Origin of the sequence: Alcaligenes sp. GCM10023179, assembly GCF_042653705.1 — a bacterium.
GTDB lineage: Bacteria > Pseudomonadota > Gammaproteobacteria > Burkholderiales > Burkholderiaceae_B > Alcaligenes > Alcaligenes phenolicus.
On the sequence record NZ_JBHSIQ010000002.1, the window covers coordinates 590,318 to 614,051 of the forward strand.

Genomic DNA, 23,734 nt, shown 5'->3' on the forward strand with positions numbered 1-23,734 from the left:
CCTGTGAATCTTAATTAAGTTTGCATTCTTTGGCGTAGACGTCCTGGTAGGAGTCAAACACCTTGCTGACCATACGGTTCACAAGACGTCCGTCCTGATCCTTGACCACTTCACGCAAGTAATAAGCCTGCACGGGGAAGTTGTTGTTGCCGTAGGTAAATGGGCCGCGAACCGAGTTGTAGTCGGCGGCTTTCAGTGCCTTGAGCACCGCTTCGCGGTCGGACACCTTGCCATCAACCTGTTTGACGGCGGCGTCGATAGCCAGAATCACGTCATAGGCCTGAGCAGCGTAAACCGATGGATAGCGGCCGTCGTAGGCTTTGCGGAACTCTTCCACAAAGGTCTTGTTGGCAGGAACATCCAGGTCAGGCGACCACTGAGCCGTGTTCAACATGCCCAGGATAGGCTCGCCCACGGCGGGGATGATGTCCTCGTCACCCGAGAAGGCTGGGCCCAGCAACACCACATCTTTATTCAGGCCAGCGGCCACAAACTGTTTGATGAAGTTGATGCCCATGGCGCCGGGCAGGAAGAAGAACACGGCCTGGGGCTTGGCCGCACGGATCTGTGCCAGTTCAGCCGAGTAGTCAATCTGGCCCAGCTTGGTGTAGAGCTCGTCGTTGACGGGTTTGCCGTAACCACGCTTGAAGCCGTTCAGGTGATCCTTGCCGGCTGGATAATCAGGGGCAATGATGAACATTTTTTCGTAGTTGCGATCCGCAGCCACTTTACCGGCGGCCTCGTCAAAGGCGTCGTTCTGGTAGGACACGCCAAAGAAGTACGGATTACAACCGGCACCGGCCAGTTGGCTGGGGCCCGGGTTACTGGTCAGGTAAGGCACTTTGGCCGAGAACAGGGCGGGAGCCACTGCCAGGGCTACGTTGGAACCCACGGGGCCAGTAAAGAAGTCGATCTTGTCGCGCTGCACGAAGCGATTGACCAATTGGCGGGCCTGGTCGGGATTACCGGCCATATCTTGTTGAATGAACTCGGCCGGGAAACCGCCCAGCTTGCCGTCCAGTTGTTTGATGGCCAGATTAAAGCCATCACGAACTTCACCACCAACGGCAGCGAACGGACCGGATGTGTCCATTGCCATCCCCACTTTGATGGTATCGGCATGAGCCAAAGAACCGCCAAAAGCCGCCGCCAGAGCTACGGTCAATGCAATACGTTTCATGTTATCTCCTTGCGCCACCGCGCTTATAGGCTGTCTTTAAATAAGATGCACAGCAGATCGAACTACAAATTCAACTATGCCAACCATTCATTTATAAATAGTTTAGTTATGAAACAATTTTGCTGGCAAGCTGTGGTTTTTACCTACACCCCTCAAATGCCCTGGTAATTCGACAGGAAACAAAGCCCCGTGCCAATCCCATGGACGGATAAGCACTATAACGACTGTAGGGATAGCCGTTTATGCAGGTTTTCCTTGATTTTGTTAACAATCCCGCACTAAGCGCGCTGCTAAACTGAAGGCTCGCCTCATTATTGGAGATCCCATGCGTATTTCCCATTCTCTGTGCCGCCTTGTCCTTGGCAGCGCCCTGCTCGTTCCTTTCCTGAGCAATGCACAGTCCTCGGAATCCGTTTATCTGGCTGACCTGGCCAAGTCCAACAAGCAAGTGGCCCAGCAGTATCAGAGCCTGATGCAGGACGTCGCCAAAAACGCCAGCTGGGTTAAAGATTTCGGTACGGCTTCGCCGGGCGAAACCGTGTCTCTGGATGGCCGCGACTACCAGGTTTTCCAGGGCTGCAAACCCCATGACTGCACCAGCTCCAGCTACGTAGTGCTACTGGACACCCAAAAGCAGACCATCTCCTACGGTGCTTTTGTGGAAAACAAGGAATCAGGCCCAGGTTTAGCCAGCAGCCAGATTCAATGGCTGGGCAATCCCGAGTTTGATCAGATCCGCCTGATGTCACCGGCCCTGTTTTAAAAAAAACAGCACTTGACCTTGCCCCCGTGGCAAGCCTTAAGCTGACTCCATTGTTTTTATCAAAGGAGTCAGCTATGTCCACCTTCTCCGTACCCGACATGACCTGCGGCCACTGTGTACGCAGCATCACTGAAGCCATTCAGGCTGTCGCCCCTCAAGCCACCGTCAGCACGGATCTGGAAAAACACCAGGTTACCGTTCAAGGTCTGGATGGCGCACAAGCCCTGAAAGTGATTGAAGAAGCGGGTTACACCCCCAGCGCCCTGTAAGCACGACGCGCCTTTCACGGTGCCAGCGCTTCAGAGCCAATAAAAAGGCCGGTTGATACCGGCCTTTTTTCATACTGCTTCGTTTAGCACGCACATACCGTCAACAACTGACAGGCTCTTGTGTGGTGTCAGCCGGGTCTGTCAATATTGACCGCAAGAATCGGAGTGCTTGCGATGAAAGACCCGCGTATTCTGGCTTCGTAATTGATGATGTCAGGATCCCTGCCCTATGACTACGAACCCTGCTTACAAAACCGACGATCAGCGCTGGGCGGCTGTGCAGGCACGAGACCCCGCTGCCGATGGCCAGTTCGTCTATGCGGTGCGTACCACAGGCGTGTACTGCCAACCCAGCTCAACAACACGGTTGCCCAAGCGCGAGAATGTCGAATTTTTCGATTCGCCCCAGAGCGCTGAAGCGGCAGGCTATCGTTATAGCCGTAGGGCCCATGGCTCTCAAACCAGCGCCGCAGCCGAGCGGGCCGCCATCGTGGCTCGTGCCTGCCGCCTGATCGAAACTTCGGAGACGCCGCCATCGCTGGACACGCTGGCAGCCGCGGTGGGCAAAAGCCCCTTCCATTTTCATCGGCTGTTCAAAGCCGAAACAGGTTTGACGCCCAAGGCATACAGCTCGGCCTATCGTGCTCGCAGACTGCGCGAGGAACTGAGTAGTCCGGACACGTCCATCACCAATGCGATCTACGACAGCGGATTCAACTCCAACAGCCGATTCTACGAAGCCTCTGAACAGTTGTTAGGCATGCGTGCACGGGACTACCGGGCTGGAGGGGCCGGTGCTGTCATCCGTTTCGCTGTAGGTCAGTGCTCTCTAGGAGCGATTCTGGTAGCCCAAAGCCAACGCGGCATCTGCGCCATCTTGCTGGGCGACGATCCCGATCAACTGGTTCGTGACCTGCAAGATCAGTTTCCCAAAGCCGAAATCATCGGCTGCGACGGCGACTTCGAGCAATTGATCGCTCAAGTCGTGGGCTTCATCGAAACGCCCTCTATTGGCTTGCACCTGCCAGTGGATGTACAAGGAACGGCCTTCCAGGAACGAGTCTGGCGCGCGCTCTGTGAGATCCCGCCAGGCGTCACCGTCAGCTACACCGACATTGCCGAACGCATAGGCTCGCCCAAAGCTGTGCGTGCCGTGGCCCAGGCTTGCGCCAACAACCACATTGCCGTGGCCATCCCATGCCACCGCGTCGTACGACGCGATGGCGATCTGGCCGGTTACCGCTGGGGGATAGACCGAAAACGTGAACTGCTACGCCGCGAAGTACAAGACTGATAGTCGGCTGCCTGCCCAATCATCAAGAACGAGTTTTGAAGGCAAGAAACGGAGTTCCCCGTCAGGCCAGGACACATACGATGTGAGCTCCCAATAGAAATACAGGAGATTTCACTCATGGCTTTGCTTGATGGAAAGGTTGCCCTTGTTACCGGCGCATCCTCTGGTATTGGACGCGCCATCGCATTGATGTTTGCTGAGCAGGGAGCGGCACTTGTTCTTACGGCAAGGCGTGGCGCATTGCTTGAGGCCGTCGCCAAGGAGATCCGGCAGTCTGGCGGCCGTGCCGAGTTTGTGGCGGGGGACATTACGCAGGCTGAAACCCATGAGCAACTGATCGAAGCCGCGAACAGCAGATTCGGTGGGCTGGATATTGCGATCAATAACGCCGGTATTGTCGGTGCCCTCAAGCCGCTGGCCGAGATGTCCCTGGAAGAATGGCAAGCAACACTGGATACCAATCTTGAGGCAGCCTTTCTGGGTGCCCGTAGCCAGATTCCGGCCATGCTCCATCGCGGAGGCGGCTCGATTGTTTTCACATCGAGCTTTGTAGGTACCAGTGTCGGCCTGCCCGGTATGAGCGCTTATGGTGCCGCTAAAGCGGCGCTCATGGGGCTGGTCAAAGGCATCACGGCGGACTATGCGGCGCAAGGTATACGTGCCAACGCTCTTTTGCCTGGCGGAACTGACACAGACATTGCCGGAGATCAGAGCACCAAGGATTGGGCGGCGGGGCTGCACGCCATGAAGCGAATCGCCCAACCTGAAGAAATTGCGTCCGCAGCGCTCTTTCTGGCCAGCCCCATGTCCAGTTTTGTGACCGGCTCCGCCTTGTTCGCGGATGGTGGCAATGCGGCCGTGAAGTGACAATGCGGTGCTTCCTGATAGCTGATGAAGCACCACGCTGATAACAGGCAAATACTGAGGCTTGTTAGCCCAGTTGCCCTAACACCGGGAAGGTCTTGAGCACCCAGATAGCAAACCGCGCCAGCTCGCCGGTTGCCATGGCCCAACCCATCACAATCAGCACCAGCCCCGCCCCCCAGCGCACATAGCGCCCGATCTTCCTGATCTGGGTCATGCGCTGCAAGAAGGGGGTCAGGAAGCAGGCGGCCAGGATGAAAGGTACGCCCAGACCCAAAGCGTAGACGGACAACAGGATACTGGCCTTGCCCGCACTGGCCGTGCTGGCTCCCATCATCAAAATGCCCGCCAGAATCGGGCCGATGCACGGAGTCCAGCCAAAGCCGAACGCCAGCCCCATTACCGTTGCCCCGCCAGGGCCTGCCGCTTTGCCGGATTCAAAGCGATAGTAACGTTGCAGACTCATGGGCATGCGCAGCACCCCCATCACACTCAAACCCGCTAAAGCCACCATGACACCTGCCGCCACATTCAACTCGTAGCGATAGGCCATCAACAGCTGACCAAGGTAAGAGAGACTGGCTCCCAAGGCGATAAAAACCAGTGAAAAGCCAGCCACAAAGCAAACGCTGCGACCCAGTAGCTGGCTGCGCTTGACCTGCGTATACACCTGCCCGTCCCCGGCCAGATAAGACAAATAACCGGGAACCAAGGGCAAGACGCAGGGGGACAGAAACGAAGCCATCCCCGCCAGAAATGCCGTTATCAGGGCGATAAGGCCCAAATCCAAAGACACTATTTCCATATCAAGGGGCCGTGGCAGGTTCCGCTGCAGGGGCGGCCGGCATACGCATACGTTCGCGCGCCAGTTGCAAGCCCTGGTTCACGACCTTGGCGGTTTCCGAATCAGGTGGAAACTGCGCCAGCAAACGCTGCCAGTAGTCGATCGCCGCCGGATACTCCTCTTTATGCAAAGCGGCAGCGCCGGCCAGCATCAAGCCCAATGGCTCCTCGGGATACAGCTCCAGCGATCGCTTGACCAAACGACCCGGCAAACCGTCCAAGGTATCGACACCGGCCAGCAGCATGGATTCCGCATATTCAGCCAATGCCGTCGGGTCTCCATCCACCACGGCCATGGCCTTGGCATACGCCTGTGTCGCTTCCTGATGGCGGCCGTAATAGCGATGCGAACGAGCCATCATCAACCAGGCACCCGGATCGTCCGGGTTTTCTTTCAGACGCTGCTCCAGACGGGCCACCATGGCCTCAATATCCACGGGCTGTGCGTTGGCCTGCTGCTGCACGGCGGCAGGATCGAGCATGGCCGGATTTCCCAGATAAAAGTACAAGGCGATAGCCGCGACCGGAATGCTGACCATCAAGGTCCAGGCCAGCTTCGGTGCGCCTGCTTGCTGCACAGATTCCGTTTTCAGCCCTTCGTTCTCTTCCAGCACACGCTGGCGCAAATCCATCTGCGCCTGTTCAAAGTCCTGAGCAGACAAGACACCGGCCTGCTTGTCCCGTTCGATTTCCTTGAGCTGCTCACGCAGAATCGCCAGATTGGCCTGCTTGTGTTCAACCACACGCTGCACGGCGGGCTTGCGCTTGACGCTCAACATCAAATACACCGCGCACAGCAGCACCAGTAGCGCGGCCACAATATAAAAAACAATAGTCACGATTGTTCATCCCGAGAAGAGCCCTGCAAGAGAGCATCGGCTTGACGACGTTGTTCCTCGGTCAAGGCCGTGTCATCACCCGCGCGGCGTCGACGGCGCAGGGTAAAGGCATAAACCAGAAAGCCAGTCAGCAATAACAGAGCTGGCCCGAACCAGAGCAGCAAGGTGGTGGATTTAAAGGGCGGGCGATACAAAATGAAGTCGCCATAGCGATCCACCATATACGTGCGGATCTGATCGGGGCTACGCCCCTGCCCCAACTGCTCCATGATCTGCTGACGCAAGTCCACCGCCAGCTCGGCACGCGATGCCGCAATGGATTCGTTCTGGCACACCAGACAACGCAGCTCGGCCGCAATTTCCAGCATCACCGATTCCTGGGCACCCTGCTCCCCCGACTGGGCCTGCGCCGCCGGCACCAGAAACCACACACTGGCCATCAAGGCCACCATCCATTGACGCATCATCATGGCTGCTGCTCCAAACGACGGATCAAAGGCAACAAGGTTTCCTCCATGGATTCACGCGACACGGGGCCTATGTGCTTGAAGCGCACAATGCCCTGCTTGTCGATCACAAAGGTTTCCGGCACACCGTACACGCCGAAATCAATGCCCACACGACCGTCCCTGTCCATGACAGAGACCTCATAAGAATTGCCATTGCGTAGCAGCCACTCGCGGCTTTCTTCAGGTACGTCCTTGTAGTTCAAGCCCACAATCGGCACCTTGTGCTTGGTGGACAGCTCTTTGATGAAAGCATGTTCGGTCAGGCACGGGTAGCACCACGAGGCCCACACGTTCAGCAACCAGACGCGTCCCTTCATTTGCTCCCCCGAAAAACTGGCTTCGGGATTGTGCAATTGAGGCAGGCTGAACGCCGGAGCCGGTTTATCGACCAAGGGCGAAGGCACTTCGCTGGGCTTCAAGGTCAAACCTATGCCCAGAAACACCAGCAACAGTACAAAACCGATCAAGGGAACAGTAAAACGGTTCATGCCTGCACCTGCGTATTCATGGCTTTGTTTTGCACAGCGGCACGGGTTTGCTTGGCGCGATAGCGTCGATCACTGATTGCCAGCGCACCGCCCAAGGCCATCAGCAAACAACCCAGCCAGATAAAGTCCACCAGAGGCTTGTAGTACAGACGAACACTCCAACCGCCCTGATCAAAGTTGTCGCCCAGCGCCACGTAAATATGACGCAAACCATTGGCGTTGATGGCCGATTCCGTCATGGGCAAGGCCGAGGACAGATAGGTGCGCTTTTCCGGATACAAGGTGGACACCACCTTGCCATCCTGCAGCAGTTCTACCGTGCCGCGTTCGGCCGAATAGTTCGGGCCGGGCACAATACGCACGCCCTGGAAGCGCGCGTCATACGCGCCCACCTGCGCCGTCTGACCGGGCTGCAACAAGACATCGGTTTCTGTCTCGTAGTGGCTGACCATGGTCACCCCCAGGACAAAGACAGCGACCCCGATGTGGGCCAAGTGCTGACCCAGCCAACTGCGTGGTTGCGAGAACACGCCGGACCGCGTGGCGCGCACACGCTTGACCACATCAAACAAGCTGCCCAAAACAATCCACATGGCCAGACCCGCGCCCAAGGCGGCAGTGCCCTGCCACTGGCCGTACAGCAAAGGAATGGCTGCACCCAGCACGATACTGAACAGGATCACCAGGGCCAGTTGGCGCACCATATCCATCATGCTGGCACGCTTCCAATTTGCCATGACGCCAAACACGATCAGAACCAGAGCCGGGATCATCAAAGGCACAAACACCTTGTTGAAATAAGGTGGCCCCACGGAGATTTTGCCCAGGCCCAGCGTATCCATAATCAGGGGATACAAGGTGCCCAACAGCACCGTGCCCGTCACCACTACCAGCAAAACGTTGTTGACCAGCAGCAAGGACTCACGCGACACCACGGCAAACTGCCCACCTGCTCCGACACGCGGTGCGCGCCAGGCAAACAGGATCAGGGAGCTGCCCACAATGACGGCAAACAGACTCAGAATGAACACACCTCGGGCCGGATCTGTAGCAAACGCGTGTACTGACGTCAGCACGCCAGAGCGCACCAGGAAAGCGCCCAAAATGGATAGCGAGAAGGTGCTGATTGCCAGCAACACGGTCCAGTTTTTGAAGCTGCCACGTTTCTCCGTGACCGCCAACGAGTGAATCAGGGCGGTACCCGCCAACCAGGGCACAAACGAGGAGTTCTCTACCGGGTCCCAGAACCACCAGCCGCCCCAACCCAGCTCGTAATAGGCCCACCAGCTACCTACGGCAATACCCAAGGTCAGAAAAAGCCAGGCCGAGGTTGTCCAGGGACGCGACCAACGTGCCCAACTGGCGTCCAGACGGCCTGCCAGCAAAGCGGCAATCGCAAAAGCAAAGGCCACCGAAAAGCCCACATAGCCCATATACAGCAAGGGAGGGTGAACAATCAGGCCAATATCCTGCAAGAGCGTATTCAGATCCAGACCTTCGGCCGGAACCGGGAACATGCGCTCAAAGGGGTTGGAACTAATCAACACAAACAGCAGAAAACCGGCGGTAATCAGACCCAAGACGCCCAGCACACGGGCCAGCATGGCTTCCGGCAAGGAACGCGAATAAATGCTGACAGCAAAGGCCCAACCCGTTTGCATGAACATCCACAGCAGCAGCGAGCCCTCATGCCCGCCCCACACTGCAGCAATGCGGTAGAACAAAGGCAGTTTGGTGCTGGAGTTCTGCGCCACGTAGGCAACAGAGAAATCAAAGCTCACAAAGGACCAGGCCAGACACAGCAAGCTGAAGGCCACCAAACCGAATTGCCAGCGGGCTGCGGGACGTGCAAAAGCCATCCAGGCCAAATTGCCACGCCAGGCACCATACAAGGACACAATGCCTTGGGCCAGCGCCAGTACAAAAGTCAGAATCAGGGCAAAGTGTCCAAGCTCCGGGATCATGGCTGGGCTCCTTGTTTCGCGCGCTCGGCCTGCTCCATGGCATGCATGGCCTCGGGCGGCATGTAGTTTTCATCGTGCTTGGCCAGCACTTCTTCCGCCACAAAATGGCCCTGCTCGTTCAAGCGACCTTGAGCCACCACGCCTTTCCCCTCTTGAAACAGGTCCGGCAAAATTCCCGTATAGCTGACAGGCACCTGGGCCGCGCCGTCTGTCACCACAAAGTTCACGGCCATGCCTTGGGCGCCACCACGGCGAATGCTGTCCATCTGCACAATGCCGCCCACCCGGAAGGTCCGGTTTTCAGGGCTTTGCCCCTGGCTGACTTCAGTAGGGGTAAAAAAGAACACCAGGCTGCTTTGGAAGGCATTGAGGATCAGGGCGGTTGCCGCCCCCAACACGATCAATGCGCCCAGAATCAGGACCAGACGATTTTGTCGCTTAGTCATGGCGCTGGTCCCCCAGGGCGCGCTCGTCACGTACCCGCTGCCAGGCCCGTGCCCGCCCTGACCGGACGCTGAGCACTTCACCCAGCATCAACACGGTACAGGCCAGCACCGAGCCCCACACATACACGGCATAGCCGCCCATAGCGAAAAAATCGCCCACACTCGACCAATGCATCATCAGCCCTCCGTCAAGTTGCGAACCCAGGCGGTATGCGCCTCACGTTCAAGAATCAAATTGCGCACCCGGTACAGTGCGATGGCAATGCTGTAGCACCACATGGCCAGACTCATCAGCAACATGCCTGTCAGCATGACGGTGGCCATGGATGGCGAGCTGGTCAGCGATACCGAAGCCCCCTGATGCAAGGTGTTCCACCACTGCACCGAGAAATAGATAACGGGCACATTCACCACCCCGACCAAGGCCAGGATGGAAGCGGCTTTGTCTGCGCGGCGCGGGTCGTCGATGGCACCACGCAAGCCCATGAAACCCATGTACAAGAACAGCAGCAACAATTCGGAAGTCAGACGGGCATCCCAGACCCACCAGGCGCCCCACATAGGTTTGCCCCACAGGGCTCCGGTGACCAGGGACAAGACCGTACAGATCGCCCCGGTCGGGGCCAGCGCGGCTGCCATCATGGCGGCGGTACGACTATTGAAAACCAGGCAGATCAAGGACCAGAAGCCCATGGCCAGATAGATCAGCATGGACATCCAGGACACGGGCACATGCAGGAAAATGATGCGATAGCCTTCGCCTTGCTGGAAGTCGGTAGGGGCCAAAAAGAAGCCTACATAAGCGCCGACCAGAAACAGCAGAAAGGCCAGGATGGCAGCCCACGGGATAATGCGTCCGGCCAGAACATAGAAGTTTTGAGGAGCGGCGTAGCGATACAGAAAGTTCATGGAATTTACTCAAGAGCAAGGCGCAACGCCGCTGCCGTAGCAGGTGGCGCAAAGAACAAAGCCAACAGTAAAAAAGCGGCCAGAACGGACAGATGCGCTTGCGCACCCAATCCGGCCTGAACCGCTTGCACCGCCCCCGCCCCGAAAACCAGCACAGGCACGTAAAAGGGCAAAATCAATAAAGCCAGCAAAACCCCTGCCGAGCGCAGGCCCAACACCAGAGCCGCGCCAATCGCCCCCAACAAGGTCAGAACGGGCAGGCCCAGCGCCAGGGACAGCATCAGCACGCCCAGGCTGGACGTAGGCAGACTGAATTGCAGCCCCAGAATCGGAGCCAGCAAAAGCAAGGGCAGGCCTGTCAAAAAGGTATGTGCCAGCACCTTGCCCAAAACCCAAACGCTAAGCGGCAGGTGAGAAAACAGAACCTGCTCCAGTGCACCATCCTGCTCGTCCTGTTCAAACAGGCGGCTTAGCGACAGCATGGTGGCCAGCAAGGCCGACACCCACAGCACGCCAGGCGCCATCTTGGACAGCAAGGCCGCATCCGCCCCCACACCCAAGGGAAACAGGCTGCACACCACCAAAAAGAAAACCAGTGGAATCAGGACATCGCCGGGGCGACGCATCGCCAGGCGCCACTCACGCTTCATCAAGGCTAAAAAGAGACTCAACATGCCTGCCCCAGATCCAGGTGCTGCACCTTCAAATCCCAGGGCAAGGTCTGGTGGCTAGTTAGAATGACAGCGCCCTGCTTATGCAGATGCTGCGCAATCAACTCGCCCAGAAACTTCTGACCGGCGCTGTCCAGCGCAGTCAGCTGCTCGTCCAGAATCCACAAGGGGCGATTGCTCAGGGACAGGCGCACCAGAAACACGCGGCGACGTTGTCCGGCTGACAACTGCCGTACAGGCACGCGACGGTAAGCCAGCAAACCGCCAGCCAACAACGCTTGGTCGCAAGCGTCCCGCTCTAGGGGAACGCGATCCTGCATGAGCAGGCTGTCCAGATTTTCTTGCACCGACAAACTGCTATTGAGTCCAGGCGCATGTCCGCCATACACCAGCTGCCGTCGGTAATCGCTATCGTTGCTTTGCACGGGACGGTCGTGCCAGATCAGTTGGCCTTCGTCGGCCTGGGCGATATTGGCCAGGATACGCAACAAGCTGGTTTTGCCGCTGCCATTGGGCCCACTGACCAAACAGCATTGGCCAGCTTCAAGCCTTAGGCTCAGCTCGGAGAACACACGACGCTGGCCCCGTCTACAGGTCAGCGAAACAGCTTGAAGCACAGCAACCCCTTGTCAAGAAAGCAAACAGAGCGAAGCCGCCCCTGAAAAAAGGCGGCTTGCTTAGCTCGCTAAGTAAAGACGAGCCCTCTTCAAGACAGGGGATGTTTTACTTAGTTCCACAATACCCACGAGAAACTCAAGCTTATTGATCTAGGCCAATCCGGGTTCAAGGCTGCATTCTTGATAAGATGCTGCCTTAGTACTTTCTTTGAGCAATAAACCATGAGCACCCCAATCACCCTGACTCCCCAGCCCCTCAGCCCCGAGGCTTTTGCTCCTTATGGCTGGATGTTGGGTAAAGGTCTGGCCACGGCGCCAGCGACGGCCGCCTTCAGCAATGCCGCCACTGACTTCTGGCACGAACATGCGTTTGACACAGGTCCAAGCGGTCAGACCGAAGTGCTATGGGTGAATTACCGCATTCAAGACCCCAACATCACGACCCTGGAAAACCACCTGCTGACGCAACAGGCACTGATCCCGCTGACTGGCGAAGTAGTCCATATCGTGGCCGAAAGCAAAGCCGAAGGCGGCCCGGATCTGTCCACCCTGAAAGCCTTTCGCATTCCTCAAGGACAAGGTGTGTGCATGCGACCCGGCTGCTGGCACAGCAGTCGGGTTGCTGGGGGTGAAGTGGCCTGTCTGATGTTGACGCGCATCTCTACCACGGTAGATCTGGTCGCCCATTTGAACGAGGGCAAACCCGCCACGGAAAGCGAGCTGCGCCCTCTGGAACAAAGTGTGGTGGTGACGCTATAAGGTGCCCGCAGCAGAGGGGGACCATCGCTCTGCCCGGCACCCGCATCAAAACGTTGATGCCGCGCCGTATTTCAGCGCCAGCTCAATAAAGGCGCGCATTGCAGCAGATTGATAGGCGCCCTTGCGCTGCATCAAAATGGCCCGTCGTTGCGGCGGGGCCGGGTCCAGACTCACAGCCACCAAATACTCGCTATTGCCGGCAATCGCGGCAGGCAACAAAGTCGCCAGACCCGTGCGCCGAACCACCTCGATCACGGCATTGAGCGAATTCGACTCCATTGATACGTTCAAATCCAGATCATGCTGACGACAATGGCGTTCGATCTGCCCACGCGTGGCAAACTCGGGCGTCAGCAAAACCAAAGACTCACGCATCAGCGTGTCCCTATCGATGCTGCGGCGCTCGGCCAAGGGGTGCGTGCGGCTCATCACCAACGCCAGCGTCTCCACCAGTAAAGGCTGAAACTCCACGGCAGCCGAAGTCGGCTTTTCAAAAGCGATACCAATATCCAGCTCGTCTTCGACCAATTGCGTTTCCACACGCTCCTGCAGCATTTCCTGCACCACCAGGCGCACATTGGGATAACGGCGGTAAAAGGCCTCTACCAGAGGGCCAATCAAGTAAGACGTAAAGGTAGGCGCCACCGCCACTCGCAAGGAGCCTCGACTCAAATCGCTGACGTCATGCAAGGCCCGCCGCCCTTCTTCCAGATCCTGCAAGGCTTGCCGGGCATAGCGCAAGTAGACCTCGCCCGCATCCGTCAAACGCACAAGACGTCCGGTGCGATCAAACAGTTGTGCGCCCAGATGTTCTTCCAGCTGGCGTACCTGCTGAGACAAGGCCGGTTGAGACACGTGCAAGGCGCGTGCGGCGCGGGTAAAGCTTTGATACTGGGCAACCGCCAGAAAATAATTAAGATGGCGCAAAAGCATAAGGGACCCTTCTATAAGCAAACCCAATGCAAAGCATCAGAAATCGGTATTTTACCTTATGACCCTGAAGGGTTAATCTTCTATCCAAGCCGAACTACAAGGACAAGGATGAAAGACATTATCGACGGTTTCCTGAAATTCCAACGGGAAGCCTATCCCAAGCGCGCCAAGCTCTTCAAAAATCTGGCCACACAACAAAACCCCCGCGCTTTGTTTATCTCTTGCTCCGATAGCCGTCTGGTCCCCGAGCTGGTAACACAACGTGAACCCGGCGATCTGTTCGTGATTCGTAACGCTGGCAACATCGTTCCCTCCTACGGCCCGGAACCCGGTGGTGTGACCGCCTCCGTGGAATACGCCGTGTCCGCCCTGCGTGTATCCGACGTCGTGATTTGTGGACACTCGGATTGTGGTGCCATGACCGCCATTGCCTCCTGTCAGTGCCTGGACCATATGCCCGCTGTAGAACACTGGCTACGCTACGCCGACTCGGCCCGCCTGGTGAACGAAGCCCGCACCCACGCCAACGAGCAAGAACGCATCTCTTCCATGGTGCGTGAAAACGTGGTGGCCCAGCTGGCCAATATCCAGACTCACCCTTCCGTGCGTCTGGCCATGTCCGAAGGCCGCTTGACCCTGCACGGCTGGGTCTACGACATTGAATCGGGCACGATCGACGCTTACGACGGTGGCAGCATGAAATTTGTGCCTCTGGCTGACAACCCGAATGTGTGTGTTGCTCCCTTGGTACGCCGATAAGTTCCTCCCGGACTGAACAAAAAAACGCCATGCAAATGCATGGCGTTTTTTTTGCTGCCTGCCTACGTTTATCCCGCCTTCAAAAACCTGTGCCTGTCTGTGTCAGGAATAAACGCCTCCCCACTATGATGGTCCTGATCCGATGATCTTTTCATCCCTCTATTCCATCCGAGTAGCGCGTTCATCTTGAACATCACGATATAACTAGCAAAGCGCTGTTCAGAACATGCCGCTCGGAGACTCTTTTTTAATGGCTGAACAATGAAAAAAACATGTCTTGCCCTGGCCTTGATGGCCTTGCATGCCGGGACACAGGCACAAGGCTTCTCCAACACCTACTTTATCGGCGACAGCCTGACTGACAGTGGGCAGTTCGGCTCGCGCTTTACCACCAATCCTGGCCAGGTCTGGTCCCAGGTACTGGCTCAGAAACTGGGAACCGACGCGGCCCCTAGCAGCCAAGGTGGTAACAACTATGCCGTCGGCGGAGCCCGCGTGGCTGTCGATGAGCTGCTGGATCCCAGCAAGCCTCCCAGCCCCACTAATCCCCCTTTGCCCGCCATGACCACGCAGACCGCTCAACTGCTGGCCATGCACAATGGACGCCTGGACGGACAGGCCCTGTACACCGTCTGGGGTGGCGCAAATGACTTGTTTGCCGCCGTAAAAGATCCGTTCAATATGTCCCAAATCGTGGCTGATTCCGTAGGCAATCAAGCCGCCTTGATCAACACGCTATCGCAAGCGGGCGCTCGCTACATTCTGGTCCCCAACATTCCTGATCTGGGCATGACTCCAGAGTTCGCCGGCTCCCCTATCAGCGCGGGTATCGCCACCTTGCTCAGTGACAGCTACAACCAGGCGTTTACCCAGCAGCTCAGTTCCAGCTCTGCCAATATCATTCCCTTGAACGTCTCGGCACTCTTGCATGAAGTGGCTGCCGACCCGCAGGCCTACGGCTTCAGCAACGTCAATACAGCAGCTTGCGGCAGTGTGTCCTCTCGCCTGTGTACGCCTGCCGATCTGGTGGCTCCTGGTGCAGACCAGAACTATCTGTTTGCTGATGGTGTCCACCCCACGTCAGGCGGCCATGCTGTTATTGCCGACTATGCCCACGCTGTCGTCAGCGCCCCCAGTCAGGTAGCCATGCTGGCCTCCGCAGCCAATACCGCCGGGCAGATGCAAATGCAGCACATTGACCGTCGTCTGCAAACGGTCAGTTCGTCACAAGACAGGGATCTGGCAGTCTGGTTCCAGGGAGAGGCCATCACGCGCAATGGCAGCAGTGCGAACTCACATCTGGATGGCACGCAGGCAGCCTGGAAGCTGGGTTTGGATAAGCGTCTGGCTGATTGGACGGTCGGTGCCTACCTGTCTTACGACAATCTGGATGGCGATACGAACGAAAAAGGCACTTATAGCCAGAAGCGTCAGTCCGCTGGTCTGTACGGCCGCTGGCAGGCCGAGAATCTATGGGTGAACGCCCAGCTTTTCTACAGCGATCTGGACAATAAAACCCGCCGTCATATCCGTCTGGGTGCCGCCACGCGCGAGCACCAGGCCAAAGCAGGCGGCAGCCAATACGGCGGCAAGATCAGCACGGGTTACGACTGGCAGGCCGGTGCCGTCATCCATGGCCCGCTGTTAAGCCTGAGCATGCAGAAATCCAAGATCAAGGCTCTGTCGGAAGATGGCCGAGGTTTGTCTACCTCCATGGGTTTTGATGCTCAGGACCAGACTTCGATACAAAGCAGCCTCGGTTACCAGATCAATGTTGCTGTCAGCAATCAGTGGTCCGTTTATGCCTCCGCACAGTGGCTGCATGAATTCAAGAAACCGGCAGAGCTGCTGGGCGCGCGCTTGCAGGACGGCGTCTACAACCACCGCCACTTTTATCTGCCTACGGATCAGGAGCGCGTGCGTGACACAGGCCTGCTGGAATTGGGTGCGACGGGTCAGCTAAGCAATAACTGGACGCTGGGAGCCGGTGTCAGCACCCAGGTTGGTAAAGGCACCAGCGCTCAAACAGCCTTGTACCTGAATACGGCTTACCGCTTCTAAGTCGGCAAGTCTTCACAGCTATTGCGGCATCCTGGCCAGGCCAGGATGCCGCAATTTCAATCTGCTTTACGTACCGATCTGCTGATCAGCCCAACAAGGAATCCAGGGTCTGATTCAGCGTTTCCAAAGGAGTACCAACCGCGGGTAGCTTAGTCACTTTTCGACCATCCACATACAGCAAGGTCGGATAGGATTGCGCGCCTAAAGCCCGAGCCAGGGCAAAATCAGCCAAGGCTTGTTCCCGGCCTGAACCGTCAGTCAAATGGCGTCGCACAGCATCTACATCCAGGCCATTGGCAGCAGCGATTCCCAGGCAGACCTCCTGATCAGACAAGCTGCGTCCGTTCAAGTAGAAAGCCTGCTGCAACTCGTGCACCCAATGAATGGCCTGCTCCGGATCTTGCGCTCGCAGCACCGCCAAGGCCGTGGCCGCATCCAGTGAATCCATGACAGTCGAGCCCTCCTCTGCCAAGGCTTTATAAGCAGCCCCAAACGTCGCCCCCGTCATTTGCGCGATGCGCTCGTTGGATTCGGAAATATAAGGGTAGCGGGACATAGGAGCAGCCCGGTCACCCACGAACAAGCCACCCGAGACAGCGGTAAAAGGAATGCGGTGTTTATTGGCCACTTCGAACTCGACCATGCGTTCGGCAAAACCCCAGCACCAACCGCAATACACATCCTGCACATACACAATCGAACGAGCGGGTAAATTGAATGTGTTCATGACATTCCTTCAAAATGGTGCGGCTTCCCGAATTGGGGGAGAAAAGGCAGTCCTGGCTCTAGCCTCCAGACATGAAGCGGTACAGAGGATGAAAAGCCGAGGACTCCACTTTATTGAATAAACGTCAGGAAATAAACTTCATTTCCTGTCGGGTGAAAGTCCCTCGCGGCTCGGTATTTCAAGCGGCCTGCAGCAGTACAGACCTCACCGCGCTGAAACCTGTAAAACAAGACCTCCAAACCGTGAGACAAACCTAAGCTTCTGAACCCAAACCGGCTCCTGTGTTGGAATGACACGACTTTCACCTCCCCCTTGAGAGCCCGACCGGCTTTACCTTCCCGGCAAAATGCTTTTATAGTGTGGCTTCGATTCATTTCCCGTGAGGTATTCGTCCAATGCGCCACTAATGCCGCCGTCTCTTTGACGGCCAGTCTCCACCCGCCCCCACTACGACTCAGGGGGAGTTCCTGGCATTAATGGAAGCATTACGCATGACGAATCCTTATCTGACGCTGGAAGGCGTGTCCTATACCTTGCCGCAAGGCAAGACCCTGTTTTCCCAACTGAACGAAACCTTCGACTCGCGGCGCACTGGCCTTGTCGGACGCAACGGTGTGGGCAAAACCATTCTGGCTCAAATCCTGGCCGGAGAAATTCAGCCTAGCAGCGGCCGTTGCCTGCGCTCGGGAAAAGTGCATTATCTGGCGCAGCAAGTGGCTTCTGTCAGCGGCTTGCGCGTCGCCGATCTGGCGGGCGTAGGACCGGCACTGGACGCCCTTGCCCGGATTGAATCCGGCAGTAGCGCCGTAGAAGACTTCACTCTGATCGAAGACCGTTGGGATATTCGACAGCAATTGCAGGAAGCGCTGGAGCGCAATGGTCTGGGTCATCTGACTGCCGAGACGCCTGCCGAAACATTAAGCGGCGGCCAGGCCATGCGGGTGTCGCTGATCAATGCCTTGCTGTCTCAGGCCGATTTCCTGATTCTAGATGAACCCAGCAACCACCTGGATCGCGACAACCGGCTTGCGCTGATTGAGCAGCTACGACACTGGCCCCATGGCCTGCTGGTCATCAGCCATGATCGCCAACTACTGGACACGATGGAGCGCATTGTGGAGCTGTCTTCCCTGGGGCTACGTAGCTATGGCGGCAATTACAGCCACTACGCCGAGCAGAAAGCCTTGGAGCAGCAAAGCGCCATGGACCAGCTGGAGCACCGCAAGCTGGAGCGTCAGCGCGCAGAAAGCACCATGCAAGAGCAGCGTCAACGTCAGGAGCGTAGACAGGCACGCGGCAATCAACAGGGCAAGCAGGCCAATCAGGCCAAAATCCTGCTGGACAGGCAAAAGGGCCGCAGTGAAGCCACCACCGGCAAGCTGCGCCAGCAACACGTGACGGCTCAAAAGCAGTTGGCACAACGCGTACAGGAGGCTGCCGAGTTGATCGAGCAGGACACCGCTATCAATCTGCACGCCCTGCCCTTGATGCCGCTAAGCCGCCAACGCGTTGTGGAGCTGGATGAAGTAAAGCTCCCTTTTGCCCCGGTAGACCAAGCCCCAATCTCGATGCTACTAAGCGGCCAGCAACGGATAGGTGTCATAGGCCCGAACGGATGCGGGAAATCCACGTTACTCAAGGTCATTGCAGGCCAATTGGCACCCGTTTCAGGCCACTGCAAAGTCGTGCCACAGCATGTTTACCTGGATCAGGGCTTGGCCGATCTGGACCCGCAGCAAACCGTGCTGGAACAAATACAGGCAGTCAACCGCAAAAGCAGCGAGGGCGATTTACGCATGCGTCTGGCACAGCTGGGACTGGACGCCCAAAAAGTCACCGGCCCCAGCGCTGCCTTGAGCGGTGGCGAACGCCTGAAAGCCGCCCTGGCCTGCGTGCTGTACGCGGATCCTCCGCCACAACTGCTGCTTCTGGATGAACCCAGCAACCATTTGGATCTGCCTTCAACCTTGGCCCTGGAAACCATGTTGAGCAGCTACCAGGGCACGCTGATGGTGGTCTCGCACGACGATGCCTTCATGAACAATCTTGGGCTGACGGAACGGCTGGAATTCAGTGAAGAACGCTGGAGATTGCTACCTTGGTAGCGGCGCAAAACATAAGTGGCGCTCCCCCGCTATCTGAACGACAACCACTGATAGCGGTGGGACCGAGGGCCAAATTCAGGGCGCACTCTTACAAAGCCTGCTTAATGTTTCCAAGTAGTGCCTGCGCCAAACGCTCTGCTTCCTTGCCCCTTGTGTCCCAGCGATCAAGCACCTCACCGACATAAGCCAGACGCGCATATTCCAAGGTCTTGGCCAGCTCCGCGGACAGCCTGGGAATAGCCCACTCTGCTGCCTGCTCTTTAGTCACAAAATCCCCATGAACACCTGTTCGCCACATACGCGCCAAGGTCAGCAGAACATTGCGCTCGTCTCCACGTAGCCCTTTATACAAAGGTTCTACACCATCCCGCATTGCCTGGCGTATATGCTCAATCGGCGTGGCAGGAACATCGGCCAGCACGTCTCTTCCCCATAACAACTGCGCCTGCTGACGAGCCTGGGCCAAGAGCAAGGTGTATTCCGGGTCAGCAGCGGCGTCGGACAAGTAGCCCTCCCTGAAGGCATCACGCAGCCATTCGCCGTAGATAAACTCCACCTTGGCCGGATGCTCATTGCGTTGAAGATCAGCCAGATGACACACCACCAGTTCGATACAACGCGGACCACCAGGCGTGGCCGGATGAGGGGCTGAAACAGACAATAAAGCCGCAATCAGATCCTGACGCTGTTCATCTGACAGGGGAGCATCAACCACCGCCAATATATCCAGATCGCTATGTGGCCGGAGCCCTCCGGCCACAGCGGAACCGTGCAGATAAAGAGCTTGCACATTAGGGGTCAAGATTTTTTGTACGAGTTCCAAGGTAGCGCGCAACTGGTTGTTTGGATTTTCTGAATCCAGCATTCAACAAAGTCTCTTCAAAAACAGGATTAGCGACATAAGACAGCCATCAAGGTTGGTGGCCCCTTCCTGCCATGCACCCTCACAAACCCCGACTGCCCGTCAAACTCTTAGCGCGTCGCTGGATACGAAACCGGACGCACCGGCCCTTTATAAAGCCCAAAGGCCAGACCCGCAATAATCGCGCTGATCGACAAGGCCTCCACAAAACTTACTTGCTCGCCCAATATCAGCATGGAACTGCCCAAACCAAACACCGGAATCAGCAAGGACAAGGGGGCTACCGTGGACACCGGATACAGCTTGAGCAAGGAATTCCAGCCCCAGTAAGAAAAGTGCGTAGCCAGATAAACCTGAAACAGAATCGACATGACCGACATCAGGTTGATCGCCTCTGGCAGAGTCGTGAAGGGTTCGGCCCCGTGCAGCCAGTACGAAACCAGAAAAAGTGGAATAGGTGGAAACAGGCTGGCCCACACCATGAACGAGAAAATCTCCTTCACACCGGACAGCTTGATGATCACATTCCCGATACTCCAGGACACGGCGCTCAACACAACCAGCACCAGCCCGAAAGTGGCATCCCCACCACCCTGAGACAAGATAATGCCCACCAGGCCCACAAACGCGATCAAGGCTCCCAGCAGCTGCGTAGCTCGCAAGCGTTCCTTGAACAGCAAAGCGCCCCAGCCCATCGTAAAGAAGGCACTAAGCTGAATCAGCAGCGAGGCCACGCCCGGATGGACACCCACCTGAATGCCATAGTTGATAATCCCCCACATGCCCAGGCCAAAAATAAAGCCATAAATCACCACATAGCGAAACGGGATATTGGGTCTGGGAATGAAGAACACCAGCGGCAAGGCCGCCAGAGTAAAACGTATCCCCGTAAGCAGAAAAGGCTCCATGGAAAGCAAACCCAGCTTGGTGATCGGGAAATTCACTCCCCAAACCAGAGTGACCAAAATGGCAAGAATCAGGTGTTTTTTTTGCATGTCCGACAGCTCCAGACAAGGCCGGGGGGTCAATTCCCCCGGCCTGCTCCACTAGTTGATTGAAAACCGCTTCTGCATCAGGCAAAGCCCCGCGATTTCCATCAACAAGTGATCAGCAGACAAGCGCTGCTCACTAGAAAGCGTGGGGATTTTCTTCAGGAAATTTCTGACTCGACCGGCATCGAAAAAGGGCACCCGATTCAAGAGATCGCTATGAAGGGTGTCACTGACAAACTGATGCAGCCGCGACTGAGGTGCCAGGCTGGCTGGCGGCGCACGGAAGTACTGTTTTTTGCGCTCGTAGATTTCAGCAGGCAGGTAAGGCCGCATTGCTTCACGCAAGGCGTACTTCTCCGTTTTACCGCGTACTTTCATGGGAATGGACAGGTTGCACGCATACTCCACGACACGGTGATCCAGCAGCGGAGGACGTCCCTCCAGACTGCCTGCCATCTCCATGCGGTCACCCAGCGACGTCAGCACCAGATTGGGCAAACTGGATTTGGCCACCATATACAGGGCCCGATTCACAGGCGACCAGGACGCAAAGGAATGCGGCTTGAGGCGGTTATAGAACTGGCCATAGGGATCGCGATACGCATTTCTGTCCATAAAACCCGTGCTGTACAGGCTGGCCAAAGGATCAAAAATTCCGGCCTGCCCATCCAGCCAGGAGACTTTGTGCCCCAACTCGCGATTCACCCAGGCCGTCCCTACTTCCTGACTGTCCAGATAGCGACCAGAACCTGCCCCCATCTGCTGCAACAACTCGGACACTACGGTCTGGTCCTGGCCCTGGTTGTCGTACAGCAGCATGTCACGGCGGCTATAGGGATAACCGGCAAACACCTCGTCTGCCCCTTCGCCGGTAATAACGGCTCGCATCCCATTGCTCTGTACAAATTTGCACAATAGATACTTGCCTACGCTATGAGCATTGGTGAAGGGCACTTCAGCGTGCCAGAGAGCATGTTCGTAATTGTCTGCAAGGTCGTTAGAGCTGACGCTAAGCACATTCATGTGTGCTTGATTGTGCCGGGCAGCGATCTCGGCAAAATGACGCTCGTCGTAGCCTTCTTCACCCTCAAAAGACAGGTGAAATGCTTGCAATTTCTGACCTTGCAGTTGCGTGCACATGCCCAGCATGGCTGAAGAGTCCAGGCCGCCACTCAGGCAAACCCCAATTGGTACATCCGCATGCAGACGCAGTTTGACCGACTCCTCGACCACTGCGCGCAGCCCCTCAATCTGCTCTTGTTCAGAACGCACTTCCTGAATCTGGCCTGAATCCGGAAAGCTCCAATCCCAATAGCTCTCGGTCTGAACGCCGCTTTGATCCACGATCAGCCAAGAGCCTGGTCGTACGCTGCGGATCTTCTGGAACACGGTACGATCGCGCAAAATGAAATAGCGATTCGCGTACGAATCCTCATCCCACTGAGCCGGCACACCAGCTGCCAGCAAGGCTTTGATTTCGGAGCCGAAGTACCACCGGCCATTATGCTCGGCATAGTACAGAGGCTTGACCCCGATCCGGTCCCGGATCGCAATCAGTTGGCGACGCGCACGGTCATACAACAGAATCGAGAACTCGCCGCGAAGCTCTTTAAGAGCACGCACACCATGTCGCCGGTACAAATGCAGCGCAATTTCACTGTCTGACGATGTTTTAAAGCGGCAACCACTGTCTTCCAGTTCTTTGCGAATGCGCTTGTAGTCATAAAACTCGCCATTCACCATCAGAACCAGATCACCCTCGTCCGCGACAATAGGCTGGGTGCCATTTCCCAGGCCCACCAAACCCAGTCGCACATAACCAAAACCCACTTGCCCCATGGGGTCAAACCAGGTGCTGGAGCTATCAGGCCCGCGATGGTGAATTTCGCGCAAAGCCTGATCAAACATACTTCGGGGCAAGTCCGTAGGGACTGCAGAGAACACACCGACATAACCACACATACAGCTCTCCCTTACTGCTCATTTATTTTTGATGCCAAGTCACAGCGCCATCGCTTGATTGGCGATTTAATTGAGAAACTTCTGCTTCTTGCTAATGCCGGGCTTAGCTCACCTTGTTCTTTTTCTTATCCAGAAAATCTGCCAGCCTGGCACTGGTTTCCGGATCAGACTGAACCACGGCGGCAATCAAGGCCTCGGTCAGCAAACCGTCTTGCTGGCTTTGATCCGTGATACGCGGCAGCACATGAGTAATGGCGTAATTGGTCATGGGCAGATTGGAGGCAATCGTCCTGGCCAGCTCCTTGGCTTTGGCCAGGGCCTCGCCTTCGGGCGTCAGATACTGGGCAATACCTTTGGTGATGCTCTCCTCGGCATAAACGCTACGGCCTGTCAGCATCATGTCCGTCATCAGGCTCAAGCCCGCCAGACGAGGCAGGCGCACGGAGCCACCTACCCCCACGTAAAGACCACGCATGCCTTCAGGCAAAGAGAAAAAGGCAGTCTCATCGACCACTCGGATATGGCATGCCGTGGCAATTTCCAGTCCACCACCAATTGCCGCGCCCGACATGGCCGCCACGACGGGGACCTTGCCGTACTGAATCAGCTCGAAGGTCTCGTGCCACTCACGGAAGAAATGCACACAATCAATCACCGACTGATTGCGCACTTCACCCAGATCCAGGCCCGCACAAAAATGCTTGCTGGTGCTGTAGAGAACAGCGGCCCCAATGTCGCTGCCTATCGTGGAAAAAACACGACGCAATTCATGCATCACCGCCAAGGACATGGCATTGCGCTTTTCTGGCCGGTTCAAACCCACCAGCAGCACCGCACCTTCCTGCTGCACCGTTAAATACTCAAAATCGTCCATTCCCTCTTATCCCCAAGTAATTAATGTTTGCTGATCTTATGGGG

25 protein-coding genes are annotated in these 23,734 nt (G+C 56.7%); 8 read left to right on the forward strand and 17 right to left on the reverse strand.

Annotated features, from left to right (window positions below; all coding sequences use genetic code 11):
- Positions 1 to 10: 10 nt before the first annotated feature.
- Positions 11 to 1,180, reverse strand: coding sequence for an ABC transporter substrate-binding protein (locus ACFPDR_RS12070; protein WP_009462245.1), 1,170 nt, complete (start codon positions 1,178 to 1,180; stop codon positions 11 to 13).
- 325 nt (positions 1,181 to 1,505) lie between these two features.
- On the opposite strand from ACFPDR_RS12070, the gene ACFPDR_RS12075 reads away from it, so the two are divergent.
- From ACFPDR_RS12075 to ACFPDR_RS12090, 4 genes are all read left to right on the forward strand, one after another.
- Positions 1,506 to 1,943, forward strand: coding sequence for an Ivy family c-type lysozyme inhibitor (locus tag ACFPDR_RS12075; protein ID WP_137430704.1), 438 nt, complete (start codon positions 1,506 to 1,508; stop codon positions 1,941 to 1,943).
- A gap of 74 nt (positions 1,944 to 2,017) precedes the next feature.
- The gene (locus ACFPDR_RS12080) at positions 2,018 to 2,212 is read left to right on the forward strand and encodes a heavy-metal-associated domain-containing protein (RefSeq protein WP_022983238.1); all 195 of its coding nucleotides are present in this window, start codon (positions 2,018 to 2,020) and stop codon (positions 2,210 to 2,212) included.
- Positions 2,213 to 2,441: 229 nt separating this feature from the next.
- Entirely contained in the window at positions 2,442 to 3,506 is a 1,065-nt protein-coding gene (gene ada, locus ACFPDR_RS12085) for a bifunctional DNA-binding transcriptional regulator/O6-methylguanine-DNA methyltransferase Ada (protein ID WP_060186297.1), read from the forward strand.
- 117 nt (positions 3,507 to 3,623) lie between these two features.
- Positions 3,624 to 4,373, forward strand: a complete 750-nt coding sequence (locus ACFPDR_RS12090; RefSeq protein WP_239055127.1) for an SDR family oxidoreductase — start codon at positions 3,624 to 3,626, stop codon at positions 4,371 to 4,373.
- A gap of 64 nt (positions 4,374 to 4,437) precedes the next feature.
- On the opposite strand, the gene ACFPDR_RS12095 is transcribed toward ACFPDR_RS12090, so the two are convergent.
- The 10 genes from ACFPDR_RS12095 to ccmA are packed head-to-tail and all read right to left on the reverse strand — an operon-like array spanning position 4,438 to position 11,656.
- The gene (locus ACFPDR_RS12095) at positions 4,438 to 5,175 is read right to left on the reverse strand and encodes a cytochrome c biogenesis CcdA family protein (RefSeq protein ID WP_022983239.1); all 738 of its coding nucleotides are present in this window, start codon (positions 5,173 to 5,175) and stop codon (positions 4,438 to 4,440) included.
- Between the two features lies 1 nt (position 5,176).
- A complete protein-coding gene (gene ccmI / locus ACFPDR_RS12100; protein WP_022983240.1) occupies positions 5,177 to 6,052 on the reverse strand; it encodes a c-type cytochrome biogenesis protein CcmI in 876 nt (291 codons plus the stop codon).
- Positions 6,049 to 6,522 carry a cytochrome c-type biogenesis protein gene (locus ACFPDR_RS12105; protein WP_009462259.1) on the reverse strand — a complete coding sequence of 158 codons (474 nt, stop codon included), beginning with the start codon at positions 6,520 to 6,522 and terminating at the stop codon, positions 6,049 to 6,051. Before ACFPDR_RS12105 ends, ccmI begins: the two co-directional genes overlap by 4 nt.
- A complete protein-coding gene (locus ACFPDR_RS12110) occupies positions 6,519 to 7,049 on the reverse strand; it encodes a DsbE family thiol:disulfide interchange protein (protein ID WP_009462261.1) in 531 nt (176 codons plus the stop codon). Before ACFPDR_RS12110 ends, ACFPDR_RS12105 begins: the two co-directional genes overlap by 4 nt.
- Complete coding sequence (locus ACFPDR_RS12115) at positions 7,046 to 9,013, reverse strand: heme lyase CcmF/NrfE family subunit (protein WP_035271224.1); 1,968 nt, start codon at positions 9,011 to 9,013, stop codon at positions 7,046 to 7,048. Before ACFPDR_RS12115 ends, ACFPDR_RS12110 begins: the two co-directional genes overlap by 4 nt.
- Entirely contained in the window at positions 9,010 to 9,459 is a 450-nt protein-coding gene (ccmE, locus tag ACFPDR_RS12120) for a cytochrome c maturation protein CcmE (RefSeq protein ID WP_022983242.1), read from the reverse strand. The genes ACFPDR_RS12115 and ccmE overlap by 4 nt, the downstream gene beginning before the upstream one ends.
- A complete protein-coding gene (ccmD, locus tag ACFPDR_RS12125) occupies positions 9,452 to 9,637 on the reverse strand; it encodes a heme exporter protein CcmD (RefSeq protein ID WP_321290103.1) in 186 nt (61 codons plus the stop codon). The genes ccmE and ccmD overlap by 8 nt, the downstream gene beginning before the upstream one ends.
- Complete coding sequence (ccmC, locus tag ACFPDR_RS12130; RefSeq protein ID WP_009462363.1) at positions 9,637 to 10,368, reverse strand: heme ABC transporter permease CcmC; 732 nt, start codon at positions 10,366 to 10,368, stop codon at positions 9,637 to 9,639. The genes ccmD and ccmC overlap by 1 nt, the downstream gene beginning before the upstream one ends.
- A gap of 5 nt (positions 10,369 to 10,373) precedes the next feature.
- The gene (gene ccmB / locus ACFPDR_RS12135) at positions 10,374 to 11,042 is read right to left on the reverse strand and encodes a heme exporter protein CcmB (RefSeq protein WP_376911164.1); all 669 of its coding nucleotides are present in this window, start codon (positions 11,040 to 11,042) and stop codon (positions 10,374 to 10,376) included.
- Positions 11,036 to 11,656: a cytochrome c biogenesis heme-transporting ATPase CcmA gene (gene ccmA, locus ACFPDR_RS12140; protein WP_035271226.1), complete on the reverse strand. Its 621-nt coding sequence runs from the start codon at positions 11,654 to 11,656 to the stop codon at positions 11,036 to 11,038. Before ccmA ends, ccmB begins: the two co-directional genes overlap by 7 nt.
- Before the next feature lie 222 nt (positions 11,657 to 11,878).
- On the opposite strand from ccmA, the gene ACFPDR_RS12145 reads away from it, so the two are divergent.
- Positions 11,879 to 12,415, forward strand: coding sequence for an ureidoglycolate lyase (locus ACFPDR_RS12145; RefSeq protein ID WP_035271227.1), 537 nt, complete (start codon positions 11,879 to 11,881; stop codon positions 12,413 to 12,415).
- A 45-nt stretch (positions 12,416 to 12,460) separates the two neighbouring features.
- Here ACFPDR_RS12145 and cynR read toward each other — a convergent pair whose 3' ends face one another.
- Positions 12,461 to 13,348 (reverse strand): transcriptional regulator CynR, encoded by an 888-nt coding sequence (gene cynR / locus ACFPDR_RS12150; protein WP_035271228.1) that lies wholly within the window; start codon positions 13,346 to 13,348, stop codon positions 12,461 to 12,463.
- A gap of 108 nt (positions 13,349 to 13,456) precedes the next feature.
- Here cynR and ACFPDR_RS12155 point away from each other — a divergent pair, with 108 nt between their 5' ends.
- Both ACFPDR_RS12155 and ACFPDR_RS12160 read left to right on the forward strand, forming a co-directional pair.
- Positions 13,457 to 14,107: a carbonic anhydrase gene (locus ACFPDR_RS12155; protein WP_035271229.1), complete on the forward strand. Its 651-nt coding sequence runs from the start codon at positions 13,457 to 13,459 to the stop codon at positions 14,105 to 14,107.
- Between the two features lie 261 nt (positions 14,108 to 14,368).
- The gene (locus ACFPDR_RS12160) at positions 14,369 to 16,168 is read left to right on the forward strand and encodes an autotransporter outer membrane beta-barrel domain-containing protein (RefSeq protein WP_266108151.1); all 1,800 of its coding nucleotides are present in this window, start codon (positions 14,369 to 14,371) and stop codon (positions 16,166 to 16,168) included.
- Positions 16,169 to 16,253: 85 nt separating this feature from the next.
- Here the strand turns inward: ACFPDR_RS12160 and ACFPDR_RS12165 are convergent, their stop codons facing one another.
- The gene (locus tag ACFPDR_RS12165) at positions 16,254 to 16,895 is read right to left on the reverse strand and encodes a DsbA family protein (protein WP_266108152.1); all 642 of its coding nucleotides are present in this window, start codon (positions 16,893 to 16,895) and stop codon (positions 16,254 to 16,256) included.
- 491 nt (positions 16,896 to 17,386) lie between these two features.
- Here ACFPDR_RS12165 and ACFPDR_RS12170 point away from each other — a divergent pair, with 491 nt between their 5' ends.
- A complete protein-coding gene (locus ACFPDR_RS12170; RefSeq protein WP_376911165.1) occupies positions 17,387 to 19,000 on the forward strand; it encodes an ABC-F family ATP-binding cassette domain-containing protein in 1,614 nt (537 codons plus the stop codon).
- An 88-nt stretch (positions 19,001 to 19,088) separates the two neighbouring features.
- On the opposite strand, the gene ACFPDR_RS12175 is transcribed toward ACFPDR_RS12170, so the two are convergent.
- The 4 genes from ACFPDR_RS12175 to ACFPDR_RS12190 all read right to left on the reverse strand — a co-directional run bounded on the left by ACFPDR_RS12175 (position 19,089) and on the right by ACFPDR_RS12190 (position 23,690).
- Complete coding sequence (locus ACFPDR_RS12175; RefSeq protein ID WP_376911166.1) at positions 19,089 to 19,865, reverse strand: aminoglycoside adenylyltransferase domain-containing protein; 777 nt, start codon at positions 19,863 to 19,865, stop codon at positions 19,089 to 19,091.
- A 107-nt stretch (positions 19,866 to 19,972) separates the two neighbouring features.
- Positions 19,973 to 20,857, reverse strand: a complete 885-nt coding sequence (locus ACFPDR_RS12180) for an EamA family transporter (protein WP_115634260.1) — start codon at positions 20,855 to 20,857, stop codon at positions 19,973 to 19,975.
- A 51-nt stretch (positions 20,858 to 20,908) separates the two neighbouring features.
- Positions 20,909 to 22,816 carry an asparagine synthase (glutamine-hydrolyzing) gene (gene asnB, locus ACFPDR_RS12185; RefSeq protein WP_376911167.1) on the reverse strand — a complete coding sequence of 636 codons (1,908 nt, stop codon included), beginning with the start codon at positions 22,814 to 22,816 and terminating at the stop codon, positions 20,909 to 20,911.
- Between the two features lie 103 nt (positions 22,817 to 22,919).
- Positions 22,920 to 23,690 carry a crotonase/enoyl-CoA hydratase family protein gene (locus ACFPDR_RS12190; protein ID WP_115634262.1) on the reverse strand — a complete coding sequence of 257 codons (771 nt, stop codon included), beginning with the start codon at positions 23,688 to 23,690 and terminating at the stop codon, positions 22,920 to 22,922.
- Positions 23,691 to 23,734 lie beyond the last annotated feature (44 nt).